The following is a 23,813-nucleotide window of genomic DNA, read 5'->3' as shown; positions in this document are numbered from 1 at the left end:
CTCACTCGGCGTCGCGCTCGCGGAGGTTCAGCTCCTTCATCTTGAGCTGGAGCCCCTTGCGCGAGATCTTGAGGAGCCGCGCGGCGTGGGTGACGTTGCCGTGCGTCTGCTTGAGGGCGCGCTCGATGAGGTCGCGCTCGAGCTTGCTCATCGCCGCCTTCACCTGCTCCTTGAGGCCGTCGGGCGTCGACGGCGCGGCGGAGGTGTCCGCGGCGGCGGCCGCGAGCGGCAGCGACGCGCCGGGCAGAGGCGTGGCGCCGCCGCGGATCTCCTCCGGCAGGTCGTCGAGGCGGATGCGCGCGCCGTCGGCGAAGAGCAACGCCCGCTCGACGACGTTCTCGAGCTCGCGGATGTTCCCCGGCCAGGCGTGCGAGGCCAGGCGCTCGAGCGCCTCGGGCTCGATGCTCTCGATGCTCTTCTTGAGGCGCGCGTTGAACTTCGCGACGAAGTGGGTGCAGAGGTGGGGGATGTCGCTCCTCCGGTCGCGCAGCGCGGGGAGCGCGATCGGGACGACGTTGAGCCGGTAGAAGAGGTCTTCCCGGAACGTGCCCGCCGCGATCTCCCGCTTGAGGTCGCGGTTCGTGGCGGCGACGAGCCGGACGTCGACGTGGATGGTCTTGATGCCCCCGACCCGCTCGAACTCGCTCTCCTGCAGGACGCGCAGGAGCTTCACCTGCATCTCGTTCGGGATCTCGCCGATCTCGTCGAGGAAGAGCGTGCCGCCGGAGGCGAGCTCGAAGCGCCCCGGCTTGGAGCCGACCGCGCCGGTGAAGGCCCCGCGCTCGTAGCCGAAGAGCTCCGACTCCATGAGGTCCTTCGGGATGGCCGCGCAGTTGACCTTGATGAACGGCCGGTCGCGACGGCCGGAGTTCTCGTGCAGCGCCCGCGCGACGAGCTCCTTCCCGGTGCCGCTCTCGCCGCTGATGAGCACCGTGGTCGGCGTGTCGGCGACCCGCTCGAGGATCGCGTAGAGCTCCTGGATGGGCGGGCTCTCGCCGATGATGCCGAACCGGTCGGAGCCCCCCCGGGGCTGCGCCGCGGAGACGTCCCGCGTCGCGTCCGCGCTCGCGAGATCGCGGGTGCGGAGGGCCTTCTTCACGACGACGCGCACCTCGTTCTGATCGAACGGCTTCGTGATGTAGTCGAACGCGCCCGTCTTGAGCGCCTCGACGGCGTTGTCGACGGTCCCGTGCGCCGTGAGCAGCACCACAGGCCGCGACGGGTCGTCGCGGAGCGCGGCGCGGAGCAGGTCCATGCCGTCGACCTTGGGCATCCGGAGATCGGTGATGACCAGATCGATGTGGTGCTCCTTCAGGAACGCGAGCCCCTCCTCGCCGTCTTCCGCGGTGTGGACCTCGTAGCCATCCCGGCCGAGCTGGGCGCTGAGGACCCGCCGGAGGTTCGCCTCGTCATCCACGACGAGGATCTGCTTCTTTTCGGGGAGCATCACCGGGCGAGACTAGCAGAACCGGAAACCAAGCAAGCGCCGGGACCGTCCCTCGACGATCCTGCCGGCCGGTCGGCCACCCACGCGCCGCGCGGGCGCGCCGGCGGCGTTCCCCGCCCCGCTCCCGCGGCCGCCGCCTCGCTCTGGACTCCCATGCCGTCCCCCGGCCGTCGCTTCGCTCGGGGCTCCTGTCCCGCTCCCCTGGCCGCCCCTTCGCTCGGCGCTCGCCACGCCGGTCGGCAGGCCGAACGCATTGCCTCGAGGTCCGCAACTATTCCTTTTTCTCGCTGCCGGCGAAGCGGATCAGTATGCTGCGGCCACTTCTCGGAGGGCGGCTCGGATGCGTGTGCTTCGGACTTGGCTGGTCGGTCTCGGCGCGGGGATATTCCTCGCCGCGGGGTTGGCCTTAGCAGGAGATCCGGCCATCGAATACCCCGAGTGCTACCGCACGGCGACCCCCGCCGACCTGGAAGGCGCCAAGGGGGCGCACAAGGCCGCCACCCAGTTTTACGAGCGCGCTGACTACGATCGCGCCATCCAGTACTGGAAGGACGCTTACCAGCTCGACTGCTCGGCGCACGGCGTGCTGATCAACATCGCCAACGCCTACGAGAAGAAGGGCGAGCGGGCCGAGGCGGTCACGGCGCTGGAGACCTACCTGGCCCGCACGCCGGACGCGAGCGACGCGCAGACGATCCAGGACAAGATCCAGAACCTCAAGAACGCCCTCCGGCCGGCGCCGAGCGCCAGCGCGAGCGCGTCCGCGTCCGCGCCGGCGGTGCTCCCGACGGCCCCCACCGCCTCGGCGGTCCCGGATCGCCCCAGGGAGGAGCCTCCGCCGCAGCCTCCTTACGGCTATTCGCCGTGGGTCGCGACGGGCGCCGGGGTCGTCACGCTGCTGGTCGGCGGGATTCTCACCTCGAGCGGCTTCGCGGACATCAGCGCCGCCGAGGATCGTTGCCCGTCGCGCAAGGGCTGTACGGAGGAGGTGGCCGAGAAGGGCAATCAGGGGCGCACGCACGCGACGGTCGGCGGCGTGCTGCTCGGGTTGGGCGCCGCCGGCGTCGCCGGTGGCCTCATCTGGGAGCTCGGGTTCAACCAGCCCTGGCCGAGCAAGCTCCAGCTGACGCCGGTCGCTGGACCGGGCGCGGCCGGGCTCGGCATGACCGGCCGCTTCTAGGGCTGGCGACCTGGCGCCGGGCGCGACGGCGACGGGGTCGGGCGCCCCGGCCGCGCGGGACGGCGGGGAGGCAGAGGCTGGCAAGCGAGCGCCTCCTCGCGAGCGAGCGCTCACCGGCGCATCGTCTACTCTCCTGTCGTGCATCTCAGCTCCTACGCCCGCTCGCCCCTGACACGGCGCCGTCTGCGCAGGATCGCGCTCCCCTGCGCGCTGCTCGCCGCGCTGACGGGCACGATGACGGCGGTGCTCGCCGATGGCGACGCCGCTGCGCCCGCGATCTCGCGGGTCGGCCGTCTCCTCGTGCCAACGGCCGTCGCGGCGCTCGCCGATCCCTCCGCGCCACCCAGCGTCGCGATCCTCGCGACGCCTCCGGGGGCGGCCCGGACCACGCTCCACATCGCGCCGATCGGCGGAGCCAAGGCCGGTCCCGCGCTCGCCGCGCTCCGGCACCTGAGCGACGCCGTGGTCCGCGCCCGCGTCGTCCCGCGAACGCGGCTCGTTGTCGCGACCGCCGAGACGAGCCCGTCCAGCGACCGCTCGTTCAACGCGAGCCTCTTCCGGATCCAGCCGGGCGCAGAGCCCGTCGCGCTCTGCGACGGCGTGGTCCACGCGAGCCGCCCGCTCGTCACCGCCGAGGGGCGCGTCTTCGTCTCGCGCGGCGTCGCCGGCCCGGAGCGGCAGCCCAACAACAACCCCACCCAGATCCGGGTCGACGCGCTCACCATCGACGAGGTCGACCTCGCCACCGGCGCGATCCGCACCGTGCACCGGCACACCGGCCACCTCGCCTTCCTCGCCGGCGCGTGGAACGGCGAGCTCGTCCTCTACCGCGTCTCCCCGGCGTCGGCCGACATCGTCCTCGTGGACCCCGACTCCGGCGCGACGCGGGTGATCGCCCCGTCGATCCCGCCGTTCGCGCGCGATTTCTCGATCGACGCCGCGGCGGGCGCGCTCGTGTTCCAGGAGCGGCACGAGACCGACCCGGGCCTGTGGGTCATCGATCGGATCGATCTCGCCCGGGGCAAGCGCACCCGGCTCGGGGCGAGCGCGAGCCACGGCCTCGCCCCGTACGCCTGGCCGGGCGGCGGGCTCGCGTACACGCCCGAGCGCGCCACCGGCTTGTCCGTCGTCGGCGCGCGCGCCGCGATCCGCAGCCCGCTCGGGCCCGGCATCGACGCCATCCAGGCCGTCTCGCAGGACGCGGCGTGGGTGGCGGCGCTGCACACGAACCCGTCCGCGTTCGCCGTCCCCTTCGCGATCCGGGTGGAGAGCGGCGAGGTCGCCACGATCCCTGCGCCACCCGGAGCGCGCATCGCGGTCGCCGGCTTCACCGTCGCGAAGGAGGAGCCGTGACGGGCCGCCTTCTCCTGATCCCGGCGGCGCTCTCCGCGGCCGCGCTGCTCGCGCCGGCCGCGCGCGCCGCGTACTGCCCCTGCTTCACGGCGTCGAGCGCGTACAACGATCGCGGCTGCGCGATCGAGGCCGTGCCCGGGATCAACCCCTCCGTCGCGGAGTGGAACGCCATCTTCGATCGCGTCTCGCGGGGCCCCGAGGCCTGGGGCGACGCCGGTCCGCCGGCCTTCAACCTCGGTCAGGGCTGCGATCTGCCCGAGGCGCGGCGCAACGTTCCCGCCACGTTCCCCTGCGAGCTGCTCAAGGCGATCGCCATGCAGGAGTCGGGGTGGCAGCAGTTCTGCGCGCCGGACCGGCCCATGGATCAGGTGGGGGAGAGCTCGCGGACGATCATCTCCTTCGACTGCGGCTACGGCGCCTCGCAGATCACGAGCGGCATGCGGCGCGGCGACAGCCCGGATTTCGATCCTCGCCGCGTGGCCGCGGAGCCGACCTACAACGCGGCCACCGGCACCCAGATCCTGGCCGCGAAGTGGAGGGCCACGCGCTGCGTCGGCGACCGGCAACCCGCGTTCATCGAGCACTGGTACAGCGCCGTGTGGGCCTACAACGGGCTGGCGTACGTCAACAACCCGAACAACCCCAACTACGATGCGGGCCGCGGCGTCTACGACCCGGCGATCGGCGGCGCCGTTCCGTACCAGGAGCGGGTGTTCGGCTGGATGGAGCACACCGGGGGGCGCTGGGAGAGGACCGAGGTCGCCTACCCTGACCTGGGCGAGATCGGCGGCACAGGCGCGCCGCCCGCGCTCTCCGATCCCCGCTGCGCGTCGCCGACCGACTGCACGCGCAAACGTCCCCTCCATCTCACGCGCTGCGCGGACGACGGCGGCGAGACGGGCAGCGGCGGCGAGACGGGCAGTGGCGGCGAGACGGGCGGCGGCGCAGGCAGCGGCGGCAGCGCAGGCGGCGGCGGCGGTGAAGGCGGGAGCGGCGGCGCAGGCAGCGGCGGCGATGAAGGCGGCGGCACGGGCGGCCGCGGCGGCGCAGGCGGGAGCGGCGACGATGCCGGTGACGCCGGCGGCGCGCCGATCGCGACCACAGGCCACGGAGGCGCTGGAGCCCCGCTGGGCAACGACGACGACCACGACGGCGAGACGACGGTCGGCATCTACGGCCGATGCTCCTGCGACGCGCCCGGGAACGGCGCGGCCGCGGGCGTGGCGTCCTGGCTCTCGCTCGGCGCCGGGGCGCTCGCGGTCGCATGGCGCCGGAGGCTTCCGAGGCGACGCCGCGCCGACTAACCTCGACATCCATGCCGCCTTCGCTGGGATCCGAGCACATCGCGGCGTGGGCTGCCCGGCGCGGCCTCGCCTTCACCGCGCGCCCCGACGAGACCTGGTTCCGCCGCTGGGAGCCCTACGACACGATCGCGCCGCCCTCCGCGTACCTCTCCGCGTGCACGTGGACGGCGAACCCCGGGCACGCGGTGATCGCCGAGCCCTGGTATGCCGAGGGCGAAGCCGAGCCCCTCGAGCGGACGCTGCTCGGCTTCGCGGCGCACCCGGCGCTCCAGCGCCGCGCCTCGATGCGCGTCGGCGAGCATTTCCTGACGCGCGTCGCCTTCATCGAGAGCGCTCCCCCACCCCGGGTCACCCTCGACGATGCGCTCTGGGACGCCCACGTGACGACCTTCGCCGCCTCCCAGCGCGAGGCCGCAGGCGCGTTCCACCCGCGGCTGCGCAAGCTCCTCGCCCGCCGCGGTTTCCAGGGGCACCTCGAGCTCCGCCCTGGCGGCCTCGTGGTCCACTGCGCCGGCCTGCAGCCCATCCCGGAGCACTACGAGCGGCTGCTCGGCGTCGTACGCGAGCTCGTCAGCGCGGCGATCCCGCACGCCTGAGCGCGAACGAACGCGGCGATCGCGACGCCCGCGAGCCCCCGCGGGGGCGGGGCCGGCCAGGCCCGCCGACCAGCCCCGCCGACCAGCCCTGTCGACGCGTCCGCCGCGCCGTTCTAGGCTCAGAGGCCATGGCCAAGGTCCTGGTCGTCGAGGATGAGCCGGCCATCGCCGAGTCGATCGCCTACTTCCTGCGCCGCGACGGGTTCGCGGCCACCGTCGCCACCACGCTCGCGGCCGCGGAGCGGGAGATCGACAAGGCCGACCTCATCATCCTCGATCTCATGCTCCCCGACGGCAGCGGCTTCGACCTGATCGGGCAGGCCCGGCGGAGCGCGGCGCGCGCCGCGATCATCGTCCTGTCGAGCCGCGACAGCGAGGCCGACCGCGTCGCCGCGCTCGAGACCGGCGCCGACGACTACGTGACCAAGCCGTTCTCCCCCCGGGAGATCGTGGCGCGGGTGCGGGCCGTCCTGCGCCGCGCCGCGCGGCCCTCGCCGTTGGCCGGCGCGCCGGCGCCGCTGCCGCTCGTGGTCGACGAAGCCACGCGGCGCGCGTACGTGAGCGGCCAGAAGGTCGACCTCACCCGCGTCGAGTTCGATCTGCTCGCCTGCATGCTGGCGGCGCCGGGAAGGGTCTTCACGCGCGCGCAGCTCATCGATCGCGTCTGGGGCGACGGGTTCGCGATCACCGACCGGACCATCGACTCGCACGTGAAGGGGCTCCGGAAGAAGGTCGTCGAGGCCGGCGGCGACGCCGACCTCATCGAGACGGTGCGCGGCGTCGGCTACCGCGTCGCGGACAAGCCGGGCCCCGCGGAAGGCGGCGGTTGACGCGTGCTGCGCCTCGTCGTCACCGCGGCGGCGGCGGTCTCGCTCATCCTGCTCGTCGCGCTGTTCGCCTCCCGCCTCGTCCGCGCCCGCACGGCGGGGATGAGCATCCGGATGCAGATCTTCATCGCGCTCGGCGGCATCGTCGGCGCGTTCGCGTTCGGGCTCGGGCTGCTCGTCATCGATCGCATCGAGGCGCGCGCGACGCTGCTCGCCGAGGGCAGCGCGCGCGACGAGGCGGCCGCGTTCGCCGCCGTGGCCGCGATGGAGATGGAGGTGCGCGGCGTCGATCTCGCGGCGGTGCGCGCGCTCGACGGCGAGGCCGAGGGCCCGACCGCCCAGAGCATCGCGCTGCTCGATCCCGAGGGCCGCGTGCTCCGGGCGCGCGGCGCCTCGCCGGGCGAGCCAGGGACCGTCTTCGTGACCGCGCCCATCCAGGTCCGCGGCCAGCGCGTCGGCAGCGTGCAGGTCGTGAAGCCGACCATCGTGGTGCAGCGGATGGTCGCCGACTTCGCCCCGCCGATCCTCGTGCTCAGCACGGTGCTCGGCGCCGCGGCGGCGATCTCGTCGTTCCTGATCGGCCGCACCATCGCGACGCCGATCGAGGCGCTCACCGAGTTCGCGGTGCGCGTGAGCGAGGGCGAGGTGCGCGCGGCGACGCCGCCGGCGCAGGGCCGCGAGGTCCAGCGGCTGACGCGCGCCATCGACTCGATGCGGCGCCAGATCGAGGGCCGCCCCTTCGTCGAGACGTTCGCCGCGGATCTCTCGCACGAGCTCAAGAACCCCGTCGCCGCGATCCGCGCGAGCGCCGAGGTGCTCTCCGAGGGCGCGCTCGACGACGCCGAGGAGGCCGCCCGCTTCGTCGCGCGCATCCGCGAGGCGACCACGCGCATCGAGGCGCTCCTCGGGGAGCTGCTGTCGCTCGCGCGCCTCGAGGCGCGCGGCGTGGAGCACGCCGCCGTGGTCGACCTTGTCGCGATCGCAGAGGCCGCCGCGGCGCGGGCGCGAGAGCGCGGCAGCCGCGTCGAGCTCGACGCGCCGAGCTCGGCGACGGTGCGCGGCGACGAGCAGTGGCTGTCGCGCGCCCTCGACAACCTGCTCGACAACGCGCGCACGCACGGCGACGCCGCGGCCCCCGTCCAGATCGCCGTGTCTCGCGTGGGCGGACAGGTCGCGATCTCGATCCGCAACCGCGGCGAGATCGGGCGGCACGTCGCGGGCCGCCTCTTCCGCCGCTTCGTGACGACCCGCGCCGACCGGGGCGGCACCGGCCTGGGCCTCGCGATCGTCAAGGCGATCGCCGAGGCCCACAGCGGCTCGGCCGAGTGCACCCACCGCGGGCCGCCCGAGGTCGAGTTCAAGCTCTCGCTGCCGGGGGCCTGATCCTGTGAAAGGGTGAGCTCTCTCGCCACGCCGCCCCTCCCCGGCGGCCCTCTTGGTTTCCGGGAGGTTTCCTCGGTTTGACAGCGCGCCGGATCGGTGGTGCGAAGGCGCCGCGGTGGTCGTCGGGCGAGCGGGCTGGAGCGCTCGCGCACCCGTCAGCGGACAGAGCGCCTTGAGCTCTCCCGCGCCATCCTCCACAGAACCTCCACAATCGCATCACCGTCGGCCCCCCCGCCGCGCCCATGCTCGGCGCAGAGTCTCTCGTCGTCCCCACCCAGGAAAGCCCATGACGTCCAGCAATCTCCCCAAGCACGTCGCGATCATCCTCGATGGCAATGGCCGCTGGGCGGCGGCGCGGGGGCTCCCCCGCATGCAGGGGCACCAGCACGGGGCGAAGGCCGTGCGCCTCTCGGTGCGCGCCTGCCGCGACCGCGGCATCCCGTACCTCACGCTCTACGCGTTCAGCGTGGCGAACTGGTCGAGGCCCAAGGACGAGATCGACGCGCTGATGCGCATCTGCCAGGAGTTCGCCGAGGGGGAGCACGACGAGCTGATCCGTCGAGGGATCGCGGTTCAGGTGGTCGGCGATCTCGAGGACATCCCGACGCCGACGCGGCGCGCGATGGAGAAGCTCGTGGAGGACACCGCCGGGGGCACCGAGATGACCCTGGCGCTCGCGCTGAGCTACGGCGGTCGCCGCGACATGGCGAACGCGATGCGCGCGCTCGCGGTCCGCGCGCGGGCCGGGCTGGTCATCCCGGAGGAGATCAACGAGAAGTCGCTCCGGAACTTCCTGACGACCAGCTCGATGCCGGATCCCGATCTCATCATCCGCACCGGCGGAGAGAAGCGCCTCAGCGACTTCCTGCTCTTCGAGGCCGCGTACGCGGAGCTGTTCTTCACCGACACGCTCTGGCCCGATTTCACCGAGGCGACCTTCGACGAGGCGGTCGCGACCTACAGCCGGCGACAGCGGCGTTACGGCCGGACCGGCGAGCAGGTCCGCCGCCTGGCCGCGTCGACCTGAGCGGACGTCGCCGGGCGCTCCCCGCGCCCACGGCGCTGGCGACGCTCGTAACGCTCGTAACGCTCGATTCCGCGTCCGCGATGCAGTACGAGAGATGCGCTTGTCGTCCAAGCGCCCGTAGCTCAGCTGGATAGAGCAGCGGCCTTCTAAGCCGCGGGTCGCAGGTTCGAATCCTGCCGGGCGTGCCGAACGTCCTCGGTGCGTCGCTTGACGGTCCTGCCCAGCGCGGACCACCATGTCCCTGACGCCATGGATAAGAGGGTCGTGCTCGTGCTGGGCGGTCTGGTGCTGGGCGCGGCCGTCGCGCTCGCGGCGGGGCGAGTGCGCGCCCAGGGGCTCACGCCGAGCGTCCCCGCGCCGCGGTGGGAGCAGGACTGCGAGCAGGCGCACGGCGTGGACGAGGCGCGTGCCATCGCGAAGGCGCGGGGCGAGGGTGGCTGGGAGCTCGTGGCGCTCGACGCCGGCGTGATGTGCTTCAAGCGGCCGGTCCCGGCGCCTCCGAAGCCGGCCGATCCCTGGCCGGGTTACTGACGCACCGCCGCTCCCCTGCCCGCCGTTCGAGGCGGAGGAGCGCCCGTGGCGGCGCAGCGACGGCCCTTCTCGGCCCGCGCGCTGCGTGTCAGCGTTCGGCATGATCGAACTCGGCGATCGGCGCTATGCGCTGCCCGCGCGCAAGACGGTGGTGTTCTGCGTCGACGGGTGCGCGCCGGAGTACCTCGACCAGGCGCTCGCGGACGGGCTGATGCCGCGGCTCGCGGGCACGCTCGCCGCCGGCGGCCTGTACGTGCGCGGCCGAGGCCAGGTCCCGAGCTTCACGAACCCGAACAACGTGTCGATCGTCACCGGCCAGCCGGCGCGCGTGCACGGCATCTCGGGCAACTATTACCTCGACGCCGCCACGGGGGAGGAGGTGCCGATGAACGATCCACGCTTTCTGCGCGTCCCGACGCTCTTCGAGAAGATGGAGCAGGCGGGCGTCAGGACCCTCTGCGTCACGGCCAAGGACAAGCTCCGCGCGCTCCTCGGCGCCTGCCGCGAGGGGGGTCCTCGCCCGATCTCGCTGTCAGCCGAGAAGGCGCACGAGCAGGCCATCCCGGAGCACGGGATCGGCTCGATCACCGCCGCGGTCGGCCGCGAGAACCCGTCGATCTACGACTGGGACATCTCCCACTACGCCATGGAGATGGGCCTCGCGCTGCACGAGCGGCTCTCGGCCACGCTGCTCTACGTGTCGCTGACCGACTACGTGCAGCACAAGGAGCCGCCGCGCGGGCCGATGTCCGATCGGTTCTACGCCCGCTTCGACGCCCTCTTCGGCGAGTACCTCGACGCCGGCTTCGTCTGCGGCATCACCGCGGATCACGGCATGAACGACAAGACCTCGCAGGACGGCTCGCCGAACGTGCGCTACCTGGACGACGCGCTGCGCGAGGCCGGCCTCTCGGGCTTCCGCGTGCTCCTGCCGATCACCGACCCGTACGTCGTGCACCACGGCGCGCTCGGGTCGTACGCGACCGTGTACCTCGGCGCGCCGGACGACGGCGCGCGCGCCGCGCAGGTCCTCGGGCGGCTCCCGGGCGTGGAGGTCGTCCTGACCCGGGAGGAGGCAGCGCGGCGCTTCGCGCTGCCGCCGGATCGGATCGGCGACCTCGTGATCCTCGGCGATCGGAGCACGGTGCTCGGCAAGAGCGCGGCCTACCACGACCTCTCCGCCGTGCAGCGCGGGCTCAGGTCCCACGGCGGCCTGCACGAGGCGGAGGTGCCGATCCTCGCGAGCCACCCGCTCCGGCCCGGAGAGCGCGCCTGGCTCCTCGGCGCGGAAGCCGCCGAGGCGGACGCGGACGCCGCGCGCGGCCGGCCGAGCGCGCTGTCGAACGCGGACGTCTTCGATCTGGTGCTCAACCGACTCTCGACCGCCATGGCCTAGCGCCGACGATCGAGCGCCTGAAGGGGGGACAGCGATGGGCTCGATGCTCTCAATCGATCGACCAGCGTTCCATTTTCCGTGCCTGATCGGGGGAAGGCCGGTGAACCGGGACGAGGTCATCCTCGTGCGCTACCCGTTCACGGGCGAGGTGATCGGCAGCGTGCCGAGGCTCGACGAGGGGGCGGTGCTGGAGGCGCTCGCGAGCGCGTCCTCCGGCCCGCCGCGGCTCTCTCGCCACGAGCGCAGCGAGATCCTGCTCCGCGCCGCGGCGCACATCGAGGCGCAGGCGGGGGCGGTGGCGCGGCTCATCACGTGGGAGAGCGGGCTCTGCCTCAAGGACACGGCCTACGAGGTGCGGCGCGCGATCGACGTGCTCCGCTTCTCCGCGTACGAGGCGCTCCGCGACGACGGCCAGTGCCTCGCGTTCGACATCTCGGCGAACGGCAAGCCCCGGCGGGGGTACACGCTGCGCGAGCCGCTCCGCCTGGTGACGGCGATCACCCCGTTCAACCACCCGCTCAACCAGGTCGCCCACAAGGTCGCGCCGAGCGTCGCGAGCGGCAGCTCCATGGTGCTCAAGCCGTCGGAGAAGACGCCCCTCTCCGCGATCTACCTCGCGTCGGTGCTGCACGAGTCGGGGCTGCCGCCGGGCATGCTCAGCGTCGTGACCGGCGATCCGGCGGAGATCGGGCGCGCGCTCGTGACCCACCCCGCCGTGGAGCTCGTGAGCTTCACCGGCGGGGTCGAGATCGGCAAGCGCATCGCCGGCCTGCTCGGCTACCGGCGCGCGGTGCTCGAGCTCGGCGGCAACGACCCGCTCATCGTGCTCGACGACGCGGATCTCGACGAGGCCGTGCGGCTCGCGGCGTACGGCTGTTACAGGAACTCGGGGCAGCGCTGCACGGCGGTGAAGCGGCTCATCGTGAGCGAGCGCGTCGCCGACGAGCTCGCCGGGCGCCTCGCCGCCGCGTCGGCGCAGATCAAGGTGGGCGATCCGCTCGATCCGGCGACCGACATGGGGACGGTGATCTCCGAGGCCGCGGCGCGGCAGCTCGAGGCGGCGGCCGAGGACACGATCGCGCGCGGCGCCCGGCTGCTGTTCGGGAACGAGCGCCGCGGGGCCCTGTACGGCCCCACCGTGATGGATCATGTCCCCCGGGACGCCCCGTCCGTGCAGCACGAGACCTTCGGCCCGCACGCGCCCATCCTGCGGGTGAGGGACATCGACGAGGCGATCGCGGTGGCGAACGGGACGAGCTACGGCCTCTCCGCCGGCGTCTGCACGAACGACCTGGGGCGCGTCCACAGGCTCGTGCGGGAGCTCCGCTGCGGCACGGTGAACGTGCGCGAGGTGCCGGGGTACCGGTCCGAGCTGTCGCCGTTCGGGGGGATCAAGGACAGCGGCATCGGGATCAAGGAGGGCGTCGTCGAGGCGATGAAGGCGATGACCAACGTGAAGCTCTACACGGTCCCCTGGGAGTGAGGGGGCGCCGGCGCTTCCCCGTACCGCCTCGGCGCGCGCCGTTGTAAGCGGATCGGCATGAGCGGAGAGCCCCTATCGGAGCGAGAGTTCGACGACGTGGCCGATCGGTCGCTGCGCGCGCTGGATCGAGCGATCAACGAGATCCCCGACGGCGTCGAGGCCGACCTGCAGAGCGGCATCCTCACCCTGGAGTTCGAGGACGGCATCAAGTACGTCGTCAACAGCCACCGCGCGGCGCGGCAGATCTGGATGGCCGCCGAGCGGGCCGCGTGGCACTTCGACTACCGGCCGTCCGAGGACCGCTGGGTGGCCCAGAAGTCGGGCGACGAGCTCTGGAGCACGCTCGAGGCCGTGCTGTCCCGGAAGCTCGGCCGCGCCGTGAAGCTCGCTCGCTGAGCCCGCGGTCCCGGGGCGAGGCGCATCACAGGGCGAAGCGGATGCCGAGCCCTCCGACGAGGCCCGTCACGGAGGCGCCGACCCGGAGGTCGAACGCGACGCGGTCCCACGGGCGAAGCGCGAGCCCGATCTCGGGCAGGACGAGCCACGGATAGACGAGCGGACGCAGGCCTTGAGGCCGCCCCTTGGGACGGGTGAACCAGCTCGGCTCGACATAGCCGGGGTAGTGATCCGCGTCGTAGTCGAGCTGGTTACAGTACCGGAAGCTCCCGACCGGGTTGTTGGGCCCGCGGCATTTCACATAGCGGTACGGGTCCCCCGGCACGAAGGAGCCCGGGTCGCCGGGCACCGCGTCGCCGGGATATGCCTGGGTCCGGTAGAGATCGCCCATGAACGTCCAGCCCACGCCAAGGCCGGCCCCGACGCGGAAGGCGAACAGCTCGTCCCGATCGAGCGGGATGTTCCAGACCAGGCGGACCCCCGCCTGGAGCGCCTGGAGATCGCTCTCGACGATCTCGTAGTCGGTGTCCGGGTGTCCCTTCGGCTTGAACGGCGTCTCGTCCATCCAGAAGCGCGCGTAGGCGACCGAGAAGACGAGATCGAACCGCCGCCCGAGCCGCGTGGACAGCGAGATGTCGCCGCCGGGGACGAGGACGTCCCGCCCCCCTTCCCCGAGGAGCCCGAACATGAGCTGAGGGATGAAGAAGCCCTGGAAGCCTGCGCCGAGCCACACGTCGCGCTGCTTGCGCGGACTGGGCGGCGTGGGCTCGGGCATCTCGACGGCGGGCTTCGGCTTCTCGTCGGGGCCCGTCGCGACGCGCGGCGTGTCCTCGGCCGGCTTCTCGGCGGCGCGAGGCGGCTTCTTCGCGACCGGCTTCTCGGCGGCGCGAGGCGGCTTCTTCTCCGGCGGCTTCTTCGCGACCGGCTTCTTCGGTGGCTTCTTCTCCGGCGGCTTCTTCGCGACCGGCTTCTTCGGTGGCTTCTTCTCCGGCGGCTTCTTCGCGACCGGCTTCTTCGGTGGCTTCTTCTCCGGCGGCTTCTTCGCGACCGGCTTCTTCGGTGGCTTCTTCTCCGGCGGCTTCTCCGCGCTCGGCTTCTCCGCGCTCGGCTTCTCCGCGGCCGGCTTCTCCGGTGGCTTCTTCGCGACCGGCTTCTCCGGCGGCTTCTTCCCCCCGGGCTTCGGCTTGAGGCGCAGCTTGATCTCGCGCCGCTGCTTCTCCTTCAGCGTGATCTTCTGCGACGTCTCCTCGTGGCCCTCGGCCCTCGCGACGATCACCAGCACCTCGCCCGGATCGAACCGGTGCGGCGCCGACGGCTCGCTGATCACCTCCCCGTCGATCTCGACCACCAGCCCCTCGTACGGCTCCGCCGGCGTGACGACGAGCGTCGGGATGCGCGCATCGAGCTGAGCTGCCTTCTTCTTGGCCGATGTGATGGCCGCGACATCCCGCGCGTTGTAGCCGGGCGCCTTCTTCTCGCTCGCGACCTTGTGATAGATGTCGCTGGCCTTCAGCAGCTCGCCCTGCTTGACGTAGCAGTCGGCGAGCGGAACCGCCGAGCTCGGGCGATGCCGCTGGCTCTCGGCGGACTCGAGCAGCGGGATCGCCCGCTTGCAGAAGCCGCCTCTGGCTGCGTTCATGCCCTGGTTCGCCTCCTTGTCGCCGGGTCCGGCGAACACCGGAGGGGCGAGCAGCACAGCCAGGAGGCCGAAGAGAGAAGCGATCGGAAGGCGCAAGAGGCGCTCAGTCTACCATCGCCCCCACGGGGCGCGCGGGACGGACCGGGCGCCGCGACGCTGCGACCGCGGATGTCGCGAACGGCGCGGCCGGAGGTAAGGAGCAGCGCCAGGGATCGCCCACATTGGCCCCTGCGTTCCCTGGCGGCTGGCTCGACGGAGCGAGCGGGGCCTGGACCGCCCACCGTCCGGGCAGATACCGCAGACCCCGGCGAAAGCGCGGGATCTCGTCAGGATCCAAGAGCGCTCCCCGGCGCGCCGAGCGCCGCAGACGAAAAGCTCGACGGATTCCGCTTTACACCTTCGACGCTGGCCGAGAGCCCCTGTAAGCTCCCCCGGAATGGCTTCCGGCGCAGGTATCGAAGGACCGCACGGGCTGGGCGAGAGCACCAGCGCAGAGGGATCGGGCGGCGGTGTTTTGTCCGGGCCCGTGCGACGCACATTGAAGGCAGGCGAGATCCCGAACACGCTGATCGAGTGCACGCACTCGGTCGAGTGCGCGGGCTGTCCGCTCATCGCGGGGGATTACGCGGAGCAGCTCGGCACCAAGCGTGCTCGGGTCGTGTCCGCAGCCGCGCACTACCCATCGCTCGGGCTGCTCCAGACGAGCTCGGTCATCCCGGCCGATCCGATCACCGGCTACCGCGGTCGAGCGAAGCTCATCGTCGCCCCCTCCGGCGCGATCGGGCTGTACGGCCGCACGGGACATCACGAGGTCGTCGACATCCCGGGCTGCCGGGTGCTCACCCCGGCCCTCGCCGCGGTCACCTCGCGGCTGCGCGAGCTGATCGCGTCGCCGCCGCCGGAGGTCCGGCCGCTGCTCCTCCCGTACGACCCGGCGAGGGGCGGCGTGCTCCGCGCCCTCGATCTGCGCGAGGTCCACCTCGCGCCCGGGACGCCGCTCTTCGCGGAGGTGGGAGCGACGGAGGACAACCCGGCGTTCGTGCTGGTCACGTTCGTCCTGCAGCGCGAGCGCGCGTGCACGCGCGAAGAGCTGCGGGAGGCCGGCCGCGCCATCCGCCCGATGCTCCCGCGCGTCATCGGCGTCGCGGCGAACTTCCACGACGCGGAGGCGCCGCAGATCCTCGGGCCCGAGACGATCGTGCTCGACGGCACCGCGCACGCGGAGGACCGGATCGGGCAGACCTACCACATCGCCGCGTTCGGCTCGTTCGTGCAGGCGCACCGCGCGCAGGCCGCGCGCGTGCACGCCCTCCTGCTCCGCGAGATCGCGTCGCTCGAGAACGACGGGCCCGTCATCGAGGGAGAGGCCGCGCTCGGCCCCGCCTCCCGGCGCAAGGAGCCGCCGCGCATCCTCGATCTGTACGGCGGCTCGGGCGCGATCTCGCTCGCCCTCGCGCAGGGCGGCAACCGGGTCCTCATGGTCGAGTCGTTCGCGCCCGCGGCGGCGAACGCCCGCGCAGCGGCCGAGGCCCAGGGCCTCAGCCAGCGCGTGGAGGTGCGCACCGGCGACGTCGCGGAGATCGTCGGCTCCCTCGTCAACAGCTCGGAGAAGTTCGACGGCATCGTGGTCAACCCGCCGCGCCGCGGCGTCTCCCCGACGGCGCGCGAGGCGATCGCGCGCCTCGGCGCGCCGCTGCTCGTCTACGTCTCGTGTGATCCCGACACGCTCGCGCGCGACCTCGATCACTTCTGCCGCCTCGGCTACTCGTCGACGGAGCTCACGCCGCTCGACATGATCCCGCTCACGGAGGAGATCGAGACGATCGCCGCCCTCCGCCGGACACCCCCGCCCGCGCCGAAGGTCATCTACGACGACGACGGCGTGCTGGTCGTCGAGAAGGGCCCCCACGAGCCGGTGGCCATGCAGCCGGAGTACCTCGGCTCGCTGCTCGCCCGGTGCGCCCGCATCCCGGGCAGCACGACGACGCCCATCATCGTGCACCCGCTGGATCCGGGCACGAGCGGCCTGGTCATGCTCGCCCGGAGCGAGGAGGCGGCCGCGCGCTGGGGCGAGGCGCTCGCGAAGACGGGGCGCCTCATCTACCTCGCCGCGGCCAAGGGCGTCACGCCGGGCAAGGGCGCGATCACCCGCGATCTCCGCGAAGGGACGCGCACGTACACGGCGCGCACGCGGTACCGCCGCCTCGCGGTCGCGTCGGGCCACTCGATCCTCCGCGTCATCCCGGACGGCGGGCGCACGCACCAGATCCGGCGGCACCTCGCCGCGATCGGGCACCCGATCCTCGGCGACGAGCGCTACGGTCACGTGCCCACGAACCGGTACTTCGAGGAGAAGCACGGGCTCGATCGCTCGTTCGTGCACCTCGTGCGCATCGAGATCGAGCACCCCCGCACCGGGGTGAAGATGATCATCGAGTCGACGCTGCCCGGCGATCTGCGCTCCGCGCTGGAGCGCTCGACCGGCCCCTCGGTCCTGCGCTTCCTCGAGCAGAAGCACGCCCTCGGCGAGCAGCGCGCCGTGCCCGTCCTGACGACCGCGAGCGACGAGCCCGCGCCGAGCAGCAGGATGATCCCGCTCCGCCCCGAGGACGCGGAGTCCGCGCCTCCTCCCTCCATCCGCAGCCCCGGGCCCATCTCGATCCGCGTCCCGGATCTGGACGAGTCGCCCCGGACCATCCGGCACCCCATCATCTCGACCGGCGACGAGGACTGAGCGGCCCGCGCGCGCCGTGTGGATCGGCCACCCCGGCGAGGCGGGTCCGCTCCTGTGCCCGACCCGCCCACCTTGGTGCGATGCGCTGCGAGCGGATCTGGTAGGCTTACCGGCCGCATGTCCACGTTTCCAGAAGACCGCCCTCGCATCCTCGTCGTGGACGACGAGAAGGTGATCCGCGACATGCTGGCCGACTTCCTCGGCATGGAGGGCTACTACGTCCGCACTGCGGAGGACGGCTCCAGCGCGCTGAACGAGCTCACGAAGGGTCACTACGATCTCGTGATCAGCGATCTCAAGATGCCGCGGATGGGCGGCATCGCGCTGCTGGACGAGATCGGCAAGACGGCGCCGAACGCGCTCACGGTCATCATGACAGGCTTCGGCACCGTCGAGACCGCGATCGACGCGATGAAGCGCGGCGCCTACGACTACGTGCTCAAGCCGTTCAAGCTGGACGAGGTGGTGCACGTCGTCCAGCGCGGGATCGAGAAGCAACGGATGGCCGCCGAGAACATCCGGCTGCGCGAGGCGGTGTCGCTCTACAAGGTGAGCGAGGCCATCGCGGCGAGCCTCTCGCTCGACCAGGTGCTGGAGACCGTCGCGGACAGCTGCCTCCACGAGGTGTGCGGCGATCTCATCTCGACCTGGCTCGACGACGGCGAGGGCGGCTTCTTCGAGCGCCAGCACCTCCGCGGCCCGTCCATGCCGGCGGGCGCCGACCTCGGGCGGCTCGACCCCGCGCTCGTGCTCGAGCACTTCCGCCCCGACGCGCAGCTGCTCGAGCAGGGCATGAAGGGGCTCAGGTTCTTCGCGGCGGAGCCGGCGCTCCCGCTCCAGTCGCTCGTCGCCGTGCCGCTCCGCATCCAGAAGCGGCTGATGGGCTTCCTCGCCGTCGCGTCGTTCACGCGGACGAGGCGCTTCGACGAGGGGCAGCGCAAGCTGCTCAGCATCATCGGCTCGCGCGCCGCCGCGGCGATCGAGAACGCGCGCCTTTACCAGGATCTCCAGGCGACGTTCCAGCAGACGATCGAGGGCCTCGCCAAGGCGATCGACAAGATGGACCGCTACACGTCGGGCCACTCGGATCGGGTCGCCGTCTACGCCGTGCTGCTGGCGCAGCGGCTCGGCCTCGGCCCGCACGAGATCGAGATCGTCCGGCAGAGCGCGCTCATGCACGACATCGGCAAGATCGGGTGCGTGCTCAACCTGAACAAACCGGGCAAGCTCACGAACGACGAGTACGAGGTGTTCAAGCGGCACCCCGCCTACGGGCGCGACATCCTCGACCCGATCAAGTTCCTGCATCCGCTCATCCCCGGCGTGCACCTGCACCACGAGCGCTGGGACGGGCGCGGCTACCCGCTCCGGATGCGGGGCAACGAGATCCCGATCATCGCGCGCATCATCTCCGTGGCCGACACGTACGACGCCATGACGAGCGACCGCTCGTACCGCCGCGCGCTCCCCCACGAGGTCGCGGTGACCGAGATCGAGCGGTGCTCGGGCTCGCAGTTCGACCCCGAGGTCGCGGCCACCTTCACGACGCACATCGAGGCCTACCGCGAGGAGCGGCGGGCGCGGGGCGAGAAGGTCCCGGAGTAGCCAGCCATGCCGACCACCTCGCTCCGCGACCTCCTCCAGCCCGCGACCGGCCAGGCGACGGCCGTCGAGGCGCCCCGGCCGAGGCGCGCGCGCGCCGTGTGGATCGGCCGGCGCCGCTATGCCCCGATCCACGATCTGCAGAAGCAGCTCGTCGAGGCGCGCGCGCAGGGGCGGATCGGCGACACGATCCTGCTCCTGGAGCACGATCCCGTGATCACGCTCGGCCCGCGAGCGAACCCCGAGAACGTGCTCCTCGACGCCCGCGCGCTGGACGAGCGCGACATCGACCTCGTCGCGACGGGGCGCGGGGGCGACGTCACCTACCACGGCCCCGGCCAGCTCGTGTGCTACCCGCTGCTCGATCTCAGGCCGGACCGCTGCGACGTGCGCAGGTACGTGCGCTCGCTCGCGGAGGTGATGATCCTGCTCGCGCGCGAGCACCACGTCGAGGGCGGCGTGGTCGACGGCATGATCGGCGTCTGGGTCGATCGCGCCGCCCCGGAGGCGTGGGGCGGCGCCGAGTGGGCGCGCGAGATCGCGAAGCTCGGCGCGATCGGCGTGCGCCTGTCGCGATGGCTCACGATGCACGGCTTCGCGTTCAACATCGCGGTGGACCTCAAGGCGTTCGAGCTGATCGTGCCCTGCGGCATCCGAGAGCACGGCGTGACGTCGCTCCACCAGCTCACCGGGCGGAAGCTCACCGTCGCCGAGGTCGCCCTCGCCAGCGCGCCGCAGCTCGCCCGCGGGCTCGAGCTCGACGTCGCCTGCGTCGAGGATCTGTCGGCGGTCACGGATCTCGCGGGCGCGCTCCTCGCCCCGGACGCCCCCGCCGCCGAGGGCCGGAGCGCGCCCTAGCCGCGCGCGCCGGCCTCCGGGGCGAGGAGCGCGCTCGCACGTCGCGCGCGCGCTCCGCGGGTGACGCCGCCTCGCGGGACGTGGAACACGCTGCGTCGCGGAGGCAGTGTCGCTCGGCCGTGCCGTGGGCTAAAAGCCGTCCCGTGTGCGCGCAGCCCACCCCACGGCCTCGTGAGCGCGACGGGGGCTCCCCGCTCCACCGCGACGCCTCGACCGCGCGGCCGCCCTGGCGGCGCCCCCTCGCCCTGGCGCTCGCGGCGGCCGCCGTGGCCGTGCCCGCGCTCGCTCTCCTCGGCCCTGTCGCGGCGATCCGCGTGGGCACGCGCACCGCCGCCGCGTGCCTCGCCTCGATCGAGGCGCCGCGCGGCCCGGCGCTGCCCGACTGCAGGCCCGAGATCCGCTGGTTCGCGCTGCCGTCGCGGCTGCCCTGGACCTACAGGGCGGCGAGCGCGCTGGCCGAGGAGCTCGGCGTGCGCGCGGCGGTCGCCGACTACACCGACGCCGCGGTCGGCCGGCCGGACGGCGCGGCGCTCGCCGGCGCGACCGAGGCGGTGGCGACGGCCCAGGCCACGGTCGCCGCCGGGACCGGGCGCGTCACGTTCGATGAGCTCGGGCCCGCCCGCGGCGCGCCGAGCCTAGGCCGCGAGGCGGCGAGGCTCGGCGATCGCCGCACGCTCCTCTCGCAGCCGGACCGCTGGACCGACTGGCACGTGCGCGTGCACACCCTCAGAGCGGCGCTCACCGAGGGCGACCCGCAGCGCGCGCTCGCGATCGCCAAGGGGTACGCGGCGATGGAGCCCCGCGACGAGGATCTGCGCACGACCACCGGCGCGATCCTCTGCCTCGGCGCGGACGCCGAGGCGAAGCGCGGCATCGAGCTCCTGACGCTCAACCAGGACGACCGGGCGTCGAGGCGCTACGCCGGCATGGCGCGCAACTGGGGCGAGGTCCGCGCCGTCCTCGTCGCCTGCGCCGCCCGGGCCGGCGTGGAGCCTCCGCCGATGCCGGAAGCCCCCGAGGCCGGCGTGGCCGACGCCGTGGAGGCGCGGCTCGCGCAGCGCGCCCGCCTCGCCGCCGCCCGGAAGGACGCCGTCGAGGCGACGCGGCGCGCGACGCGCGCGATCCGCGACCTGCTCGGCACCTCGGCCGCGCTCGATCCCGAGGCCCGCGGCGATCTGCTCGCCGTCGTGCTGGCGGAGGACGAGGCGCTCGACGCGGCCGAGGCCGCCGCGCTCGCGCGGCCGGAACCGGAACCGGAAGAAGACGATGGGGGCGAGCCCGCGGCAGGAGAGGCAGGCCTCGACGGCGCCCCGGCGCGCGTGGAGCCCCGCGCGGCGACGGCACTGCCCGCGGGCTCGCTGCGCGCGCTCGACTGGCTCCCGGAGCGCGGGCTCGCGAGGCCCGCGATCGCCGGGTCGTTGCGCGCGCGCGCCGCCGCGCGCGCCGCCGAGCTGGCCGCCGCCCCCCAGCTCTCGCCGTCCCAGGCCGACGCGCTGCGCGCGGCCGCGGGCGCGCTCGCGCTGCGCGCCGCCCGCGAGCTCGCGCTCGAAGGCGACGCGCCCCGGGCGGTCGACGCGCTGGATCGCCTTGGCCCGCTCGCCCCGGAGCTCGCGCCGGAGGCGGCCCGGGCGCTCGCGCGATCGAGCGTGTGGGCCCTCGTCGGCGAGCGCGATCGCGCGCTCGATCTCGTGGAGCGCGTCGACCTCGCCGCCGCGCCGCCAGCGCTCCGCGCGGCCGTGCTCCTGCAGCGCGCCGAGCTCCTCGCCTCGCGCGGGCGCCGGCGCGACGCCGCGCGCGCGGCCGTGCTCGCCGACGAGGAGGCCGCCGCCGCGCGCGCGGTGGACCCCGCCGGCGAGGCGATGCTTGCCCGCGCGGAGCTCGCCCTGCTCGACGCGCGATCGCGGTGGACCCGGCTCTCCCTCGCGCTCCCTCCGGGCGACTCGCCGCTCCGCCAGGGCAGCCCGCCCGCCCAGCTGCCCGCGGACCACGCCGCCGCCTGGCCGTGGGTCGGCTTCGCGAGCCTCGACGCGCCCTGGGCGCGCGACGGCCAGCCGGCGCTCTCGCGCGCGCTCTCCACCTGGAGCGCCGCGCGCGACGCGCCGCCGCCCGCGCGCCGCGCGCTCCGCTACGCCGCCCTCCGCCGGCGCGGCGACGCGCCGCCCGCGCTCGTCCCGTACGCCGCGCTGTCGGCCCAGCTGCTCGGCGACGGCGAGGGCGATCCCGAGGTGTGGCTCGACGCCTTCCTCGCGCTCGACGCCTCGCGCTTCTCGCTCCGGCGCTACGCCTTCGCCCGCGCCGAGGCGGCGCGATGGCGTGGAGATGAAGGCAGCGCGGCCGCATGGCAACGCCGGTACGACGCCCTGCGCGCCGTGGCCTCCGACCCGGACCGCGCCGAGATCGCGCGCTACCTCGGAATCTGACGCTGACGGACGCTGACGGACGCTGACGGACGCTGACGGACGCTGACGGACCCTGACGGGCGCCGACCGACGCCGACCCGCGCGGCGGGCCCGCGAAAAACCTGGAGATCCCGCGGCCGCACACCTGGCGGCGGAGGGGCTTCATTCCTACGCTACGGCCTGGCTCGCGGAGATCTGCTCGCGGGGGAGTCCTCATGTGTCCTCATTGCGGAAAGAACGCGCCCGTCATCCACCGCGGGCTCGCCGCGTACTGCACCGCGTGCGGTCGGGAGCGCCTGCCGTTCGCGGGCAAATCGGTCAGCCTGGCGGGGCAGCCGTCCAGGGTCGGCGGCGCGGTCGCCGGCGTGCTCGGCTGGCTGGTCCTCATCGGCGGGACCGCGCTGGCGCTCCTCCTCGGCCTGGGCGCGGCCGCGCTGTTCCCGGGGTCGATCGCCGGCCTCGCCATCGGCCTGCCGATCGGCTTCGTCGCCCTCGCCGTCGGCCTGCTCCTCCTGCTGGGCGGGCGGAAGCTCTCCCGCTCCGGGGCGAAGGCCTCGCGCGACGCCCAGGTTCAGGCGATCTTCTCGCTCGCGTCGCACCGCCGCCGCCCGCTCACGGCGCAGGAGGTCGGCGTCGCGCTCGACCTGCCGGCCCCGGAGGCGGACGCCCTGCTCACCGAGCTCGCCAAGGAGCGCCCCGGCGACGTGGGCGTCGAGATCGGCGAGCGCGGCGAGATCCTCTACACCTTCCCCGGGATCTCGGGGGCGGCCGCCGTCCGCTTTCCCCGGCCGTCGCTCCGCATCGATCCGGGCGAGGGCGCGGCCGACCCCGCGGCGCGCATCTACGCCGACGAGATCGAGGACGAGGGCGCGGAGGCGTCGCGCGCCCCCCGTCGCCGCGAGCAGCTCCGCTGAACATGTCCTGCGGCGCGCGTGCTAGCCTCGGCCGCGCGCGCCCATCGAGCGCCCGGCGCGCGCCGTCGTCGCCCTCGATCCATGGTTCGCCGCGGGGGCGCTCCGGGCTGCTCGCCGCAACCGACCATGAGATGCCCCCCTGTCGCCCTGCTGACCTCCGCCGCGCTCGCGCTCCTCGCGCTCCTGGCCCCCTCGCGGGCCGACGCCTTTGAACGGCAATGGCATGCCGGCGCCGGCGTCGGCTACGCGCTCCTCGCGGACGGCGGGACGTACCCGGGGATCGGTGGCAGCCTGCACCTCGCCTACGGGCTCACGGACGCCTTCAACGCGGTCGCCGAGGTCAACACCGCGTCCCACCCGGGGGGCGATCTCATGCTCCTCGGCGCATCCGCCGGCGCCACGTACGTCATCGATATCCTGCAGTGGGTCCCCTACGTCGGCCTCATGACCGGCGCATACGACAGTGTGCGCCTCGCGCCCTGCGGCTCGTCTGGCCAGCCGGGCTGCCACCGGGGGCAGTTCGGGGTCTCCATCCCGTTCGGCATCGACTACGCGTTCAATCGCGAGTTCGCCGCCGGCTTCGCTGGCAAGTACACCCTGCTCCTCCCTGGCGCGGGCGACGGTCCGGGGAGCTATTTCACGGCGTTCGCCCGCGCGGAGTTCCTCTGGGGATACTAGAGCGGGGTGCAGGCTCGTAGGATACGGGCCCAGCCGCGAGGCAGGCGAGCGAGGCGCACGAAAGTA

At 73.4% G+C, this 23,813-nt stretch carries 19 protein-coding genes and 1 tRNA gene; 18 read left to right on the top strand and 2 right to left on the bottom strand.

Going from position 1 to position 23,813, the window contains the following annotated elements; all coding sequences use genetic code 11:
* Position 1: 1 nt before the first annotated feature.
* A complete protein-coding gene (locus WMF44_RS13900) occupies positions 2-1,447 on the bottom strand; it encodes a sigma-54-dependent transcriptional regulator (RefSeq protein ID WP_437301561.1) in 1,446 nt (481 codons plus the stop codon).
* Between the two features lie 400 nt (positions 1,448-1,847).
* On the opposite strand from WMF44_RS13900, the gene WMF44_RS13895 reads away from it, so the two are divergent.
* The 12 genes from WMF44_RS13895 (at position 1,848) to cyaY (ending at position 12,923) form a co-directional block, all read left to right on the top strand.
* Positions 1,848-2,627 carry a tetratricopeptide repeat protein gene (locus WMF44_RS13895; RefSeq protein WP_437299599.1) on the top strand — a complete coding sequence of 260 codons (780 nt, stop codon included), beginning with the start codon at positions 1,848-1,850 and terminating at the stop codon, positions 2,625-2,627.
* A 138-nt stretch (positions 2,628-2,765) separates the two neighbouring features.
* Entirely contained in the window at positions 2,766-3,980 is a 1,215-nt protein-coding gene (locus WMF44_RS13890) for a hypothetical protein (RefSeq protein WP_437299598.1), read from the top strand.
* Positions 3,977-5,284, top strand: a complete 1,308-nt coding sequence (locus WMF44_RS13885; protein WP_437299597.1) for a hypothetical protein — start codon at positions 3,977-3,979, stop codon at positions 5,282-5,284. Before WMF44_RS13890 ends, WMF44_RS13885 begins: the two co-directional genes overlap by 4 nt.
* An 11-nt stretch (positions 5,285-5,295) precedes the next feature.
* Positions 5,296-5,880, top strand: coding sequence for a hypothetical protein (locus WMF44_RS13880; RefSeq protein ID WP_437299596.1), 585 nt, complete (start codon positions 5,296-5,298; stop codon positions 5,878-5,880).
* Between the two features lie 128 nt (positions 5,881-6,008).
* A complete protein-coding gene (locus WMF44_RS13875) occupies positions 6,009-6,710 on the top strand; it encodes a winged helix-turn-helix domain-containing protein (protein WP_437299595.1) in 702 nt (233 codons plus the stop codon).
* A gap of 3 nt (positions 6,711-6,713) precedes the next feature.
* A complete protein-coding gene (locus WMF44_RS13870) occupies positions 6,714-8,090 on the top strand; it encodes a histidine kinase dimerization/phospho-acceptor domain-containing protein (RefSeq protein WP_437299594.1) in 1,377 nt (458 codons plus the stop codon).
* Between the two features lie 286 nt (positions 8,091-8,376).
* A complete protein-coding gene (gene uppS / locus WMF44_RS13865; protein WP_437299593.1) occupies positions 8,377-9,117 on the top strand; it encodes a polyprenyl diphosphate synthase in 741 nt (246 codons plus the stop codon).
* A gap of 111 nt (positions 9,118-9,228) precedes the next feature.
* Positions 9,229-9,302 (top strand) — tRNA-Arg (locus WMF44_RS13860).
* 64 nt (positions 9,303-9,366) lie between these two features.
* The gene (locus tag WMF44_RS13855) at positions 9,367-9,648 is read left to right on the top strand and encodes a hypothetical protein (RefSeq protein ID WP_012235184.1); all 282 of its coding nucleotides are present in this window, start codon (positions 9,367-9,369) and stop codon (positions 9,646-9,648) included.
* Between the two features lie 100 nt (positions 9,649-9,748).
* Positions 9,749-11,044 carry a phosphonoacetate hydrolase gene (phnA, locus tag WMF44_RS13850; RefSeq protein ID WP_437299592.1) on the top strand — a complete coding sequence of 432 codons (1,296 nt, stop codon included), beginning with the start codon at positions 9,749-9,751 and terminating at the stop codon, positions 11,042-11,044.
* Positions 11,045-11,078: 34 nt separating this feature from the next.
* Positions 11,079-12,527 (top strand): phosphonoacetaldehyde dehydrogenase, encoded by a 1,449-nt coding sequence (gene phnY, locus WMF44_RS13845; RefSeq protein WP_437299591.1) that lies wholly within the window; start codon positions 11,079-11,081, stop codon positions 12,525-12,527.
* A 57-nt stretch (positions 12,528-12,584) separates the two neighbouring features.
* Positions 12,585-12,923: an iron donor protein CyaY gene (cyaY, locus tag WMF44_RS13840; protein WP_437299590.1), complete on the top strand. Its 339-nt coding sequence runs from the start codon at positions 12,585-12,587 to the stop codon at positions 12,921-12,923.
* A gap of 25 nt (positions 12,924-12,948) precedes the next feature.
* Here the strand turns inward: cyaY and WMF44_RS13835 are convergent, their stop codons facing one another.
* Positions 12,949-14,658 (bottom strand): hypothetical protein, encoded by a 1,710-nt coding sequence (locus WMF44_RS13835; RefSeq protein WP_437299589.1) that lies wholly within the window; start codon positions 14,656-14,658, stop codon positions 12,949-12,951.
* 430 nt (positions 14,659-15,088) lie between these two features.
* Here WMF44_RS13835 and WMF44_RS13830 point away from each other — a divergent pair, with 430 nt between their 5' ends.
* From WMF44_RS13830 to WMF44_RS13805, 6 genes are all read left to right on the top strand, one after another.
* The gene (locus WMF44_RS13830) at positions 15,089-17,296 is read left to right on the top strand and encodes a pseudouridine synthase (RefSeq protein WP_437299588.1); all 2,208 of its coding nucleotides are present in this window, start codon (positions 15,089-15,091) and stop codon (positions 17,294-17,296) included.
* 117 nt (positions 17,297-17,413) lie between these two features.
* On the top strand, positions 17,414-18,901 hold the full coding sequence (locus WMF44_RS13825; protein ID WP_437299587.1) for an HD domain-containing phosphohydrolase: 1,488 nt from the start codon (positions 17,414-17,416) through the stop codon (positions 18,899-18,901).
* Between the two features lie 6 nt (positions 18,902-18,907).
* On the top strand, positions 18,908-19,756 hold the full coding sequence (gene lipB / locus WMF44_RS13820) for a lipoyl(octanoyl) transferase LipB (protein ID WP_437299586.1): 849 nt from the start codon (positions 18,908-18,910) through the stop codon (positions 19,754-19,756).
* Between the two features lie 143 nt (positions 19,757-19,899).
* Complete coding sequence (locus tag WMF44_RS13815) at positions 19,900-22,176, top strand: hypothetical protein (RefSeq protein ID WP_437299585.1); 2,277 nt, start codon at positions 19,900-19,902, stop codon at positions 22,174-22,176.
* A gap of 194 nt (positions 22,177-22,370) precedes the next feature.
* On the top strand, positions 22,371-23,069 hold the full coding sequence (locus tag WMF44_RS13810) for a hypothetical protein (RefSeq protein ID WP_437299584.1): 699 nt from the start codon (positions 22,371-22,373) through the stop codon (positions 23,067-23,069).
* Positions 23,070-23,195: 126 nt separating this feature from the next.
* On the top strand, positions 23,196-23,747 hold the full coding sequence (locus WMF44_RS13805) for a hypothetical protein (RefSeq protein WP_437299583.1): 552 nt from the start codon (positions 23,196-23,198) through the stop codon (positions 23,745-23,747).
* Positions 23,748-23,813: the final 66 nt, after the last annotated feature.

The sequence above is a fragment of the Sorangium sp. So ce426 genome (assembly GCF_051475585.1).
Classification (GTDB): Bacteria; Myxococcota_A; Polyangia; order Polyangiales; family Polyangiaceae; genus Sorangium; species Sorangium cellulosum_B.
Note: the sequence above shows the minus strand (reverse complement) of the source record. Positions and strands in the feature narration are given on the sequence as shown.

What these genes read in the sequence shown, in the direction of transcription:
- WMF44_RS13805 (WP_437299583.1), top strand. Translation starts at nt 23,196, where the DNA reads ATGAGATGCCCCCCTGTCGCCCTGCTGACCTCCGCCGCGCTCGCGCTC.
- phnY (WP_437299591.1), top strand. Translation starts at nt 11,079, where the DNA reads ATGGGCTCGATGCTCTCAATCGATCGACCAGCGTTCCATTTTCCGTGC.
- WMF44_RS13875 (WP_437299595.1), top strand. Translation starts at nt 6,009, where the DNA reads ATGGCCAAGGTCCTGGTCGTCGAGGATGAGCCGGCCATCGCCGAGTCG.
- WMF44_RS13825 (WP_437299587.1), top strand. Translation starts at nt 17,414, where the DNA reads ATGTCCACGTTTCCAGAAGACCGCCCTCGCATCCTCGTCGTGGACGAC.
- WMF44_RS13880 (WP_437299596.1), top strand. Translation starts at nt 5,296, where the DNA reads ATGCCGCCTTCGCTGGGATCCGAGCACATCGCGGCGTGGGCTGCCCGG.
- uppS (WP_437299593.1), top strand. Translation starts at nt 8,377, where the DNA reads ATGACGTCCAGCAATCTCCCCAAGCACGTCGCGATCATCCTCGATGGC.
- WMF44_RS13900 (WP_437301561.1), bottom strand. Translation starts at nt 1,447, where the DNA reads ATGCTCCCCGAAAAGAAGCAGATCCTCGTCGTGGATGACGAGGCGAAC.
- WMF44_RS13810 (WP_437299584.1), top strand. Translation starts at nt 22,371, where the DNA reads ATGTGTCCTCATTGCGGAAAGAACGCGCCCGTCATCCACCGCGGGCTC.
- WMF44_RS13855 (WP_012235184.1), top strand. Translation starts at nt 9,367, where the DNA reads ATGGATAAGAGGGTCGTGCTCGTGCTGGGCGGTCTGGTGCTGGGCGCG.
- lipB (WP_437299586.1), top strand. Translation starts at nt 18,908, where the DNA reads ATGCCGACCACCTCGCTCCGCGACCTCCTCCAGCCCGCGACCGGCCAG.
- cyaY (WP_437299590.1), top strand. Translation starts at nt 12,585, where the DNA reads ATGAGCGGAGAGCCCCTATCGGAGCGAGAGTTCGACGACGTGGCCGAT.
- phnA (WP_437299592.1), top strand. Translation starts at nt 9,749, where the DNA reads ATGATCGAACTCGGCGATCGGCGCTATGCGCTGCCCGCGCGCAAGACG.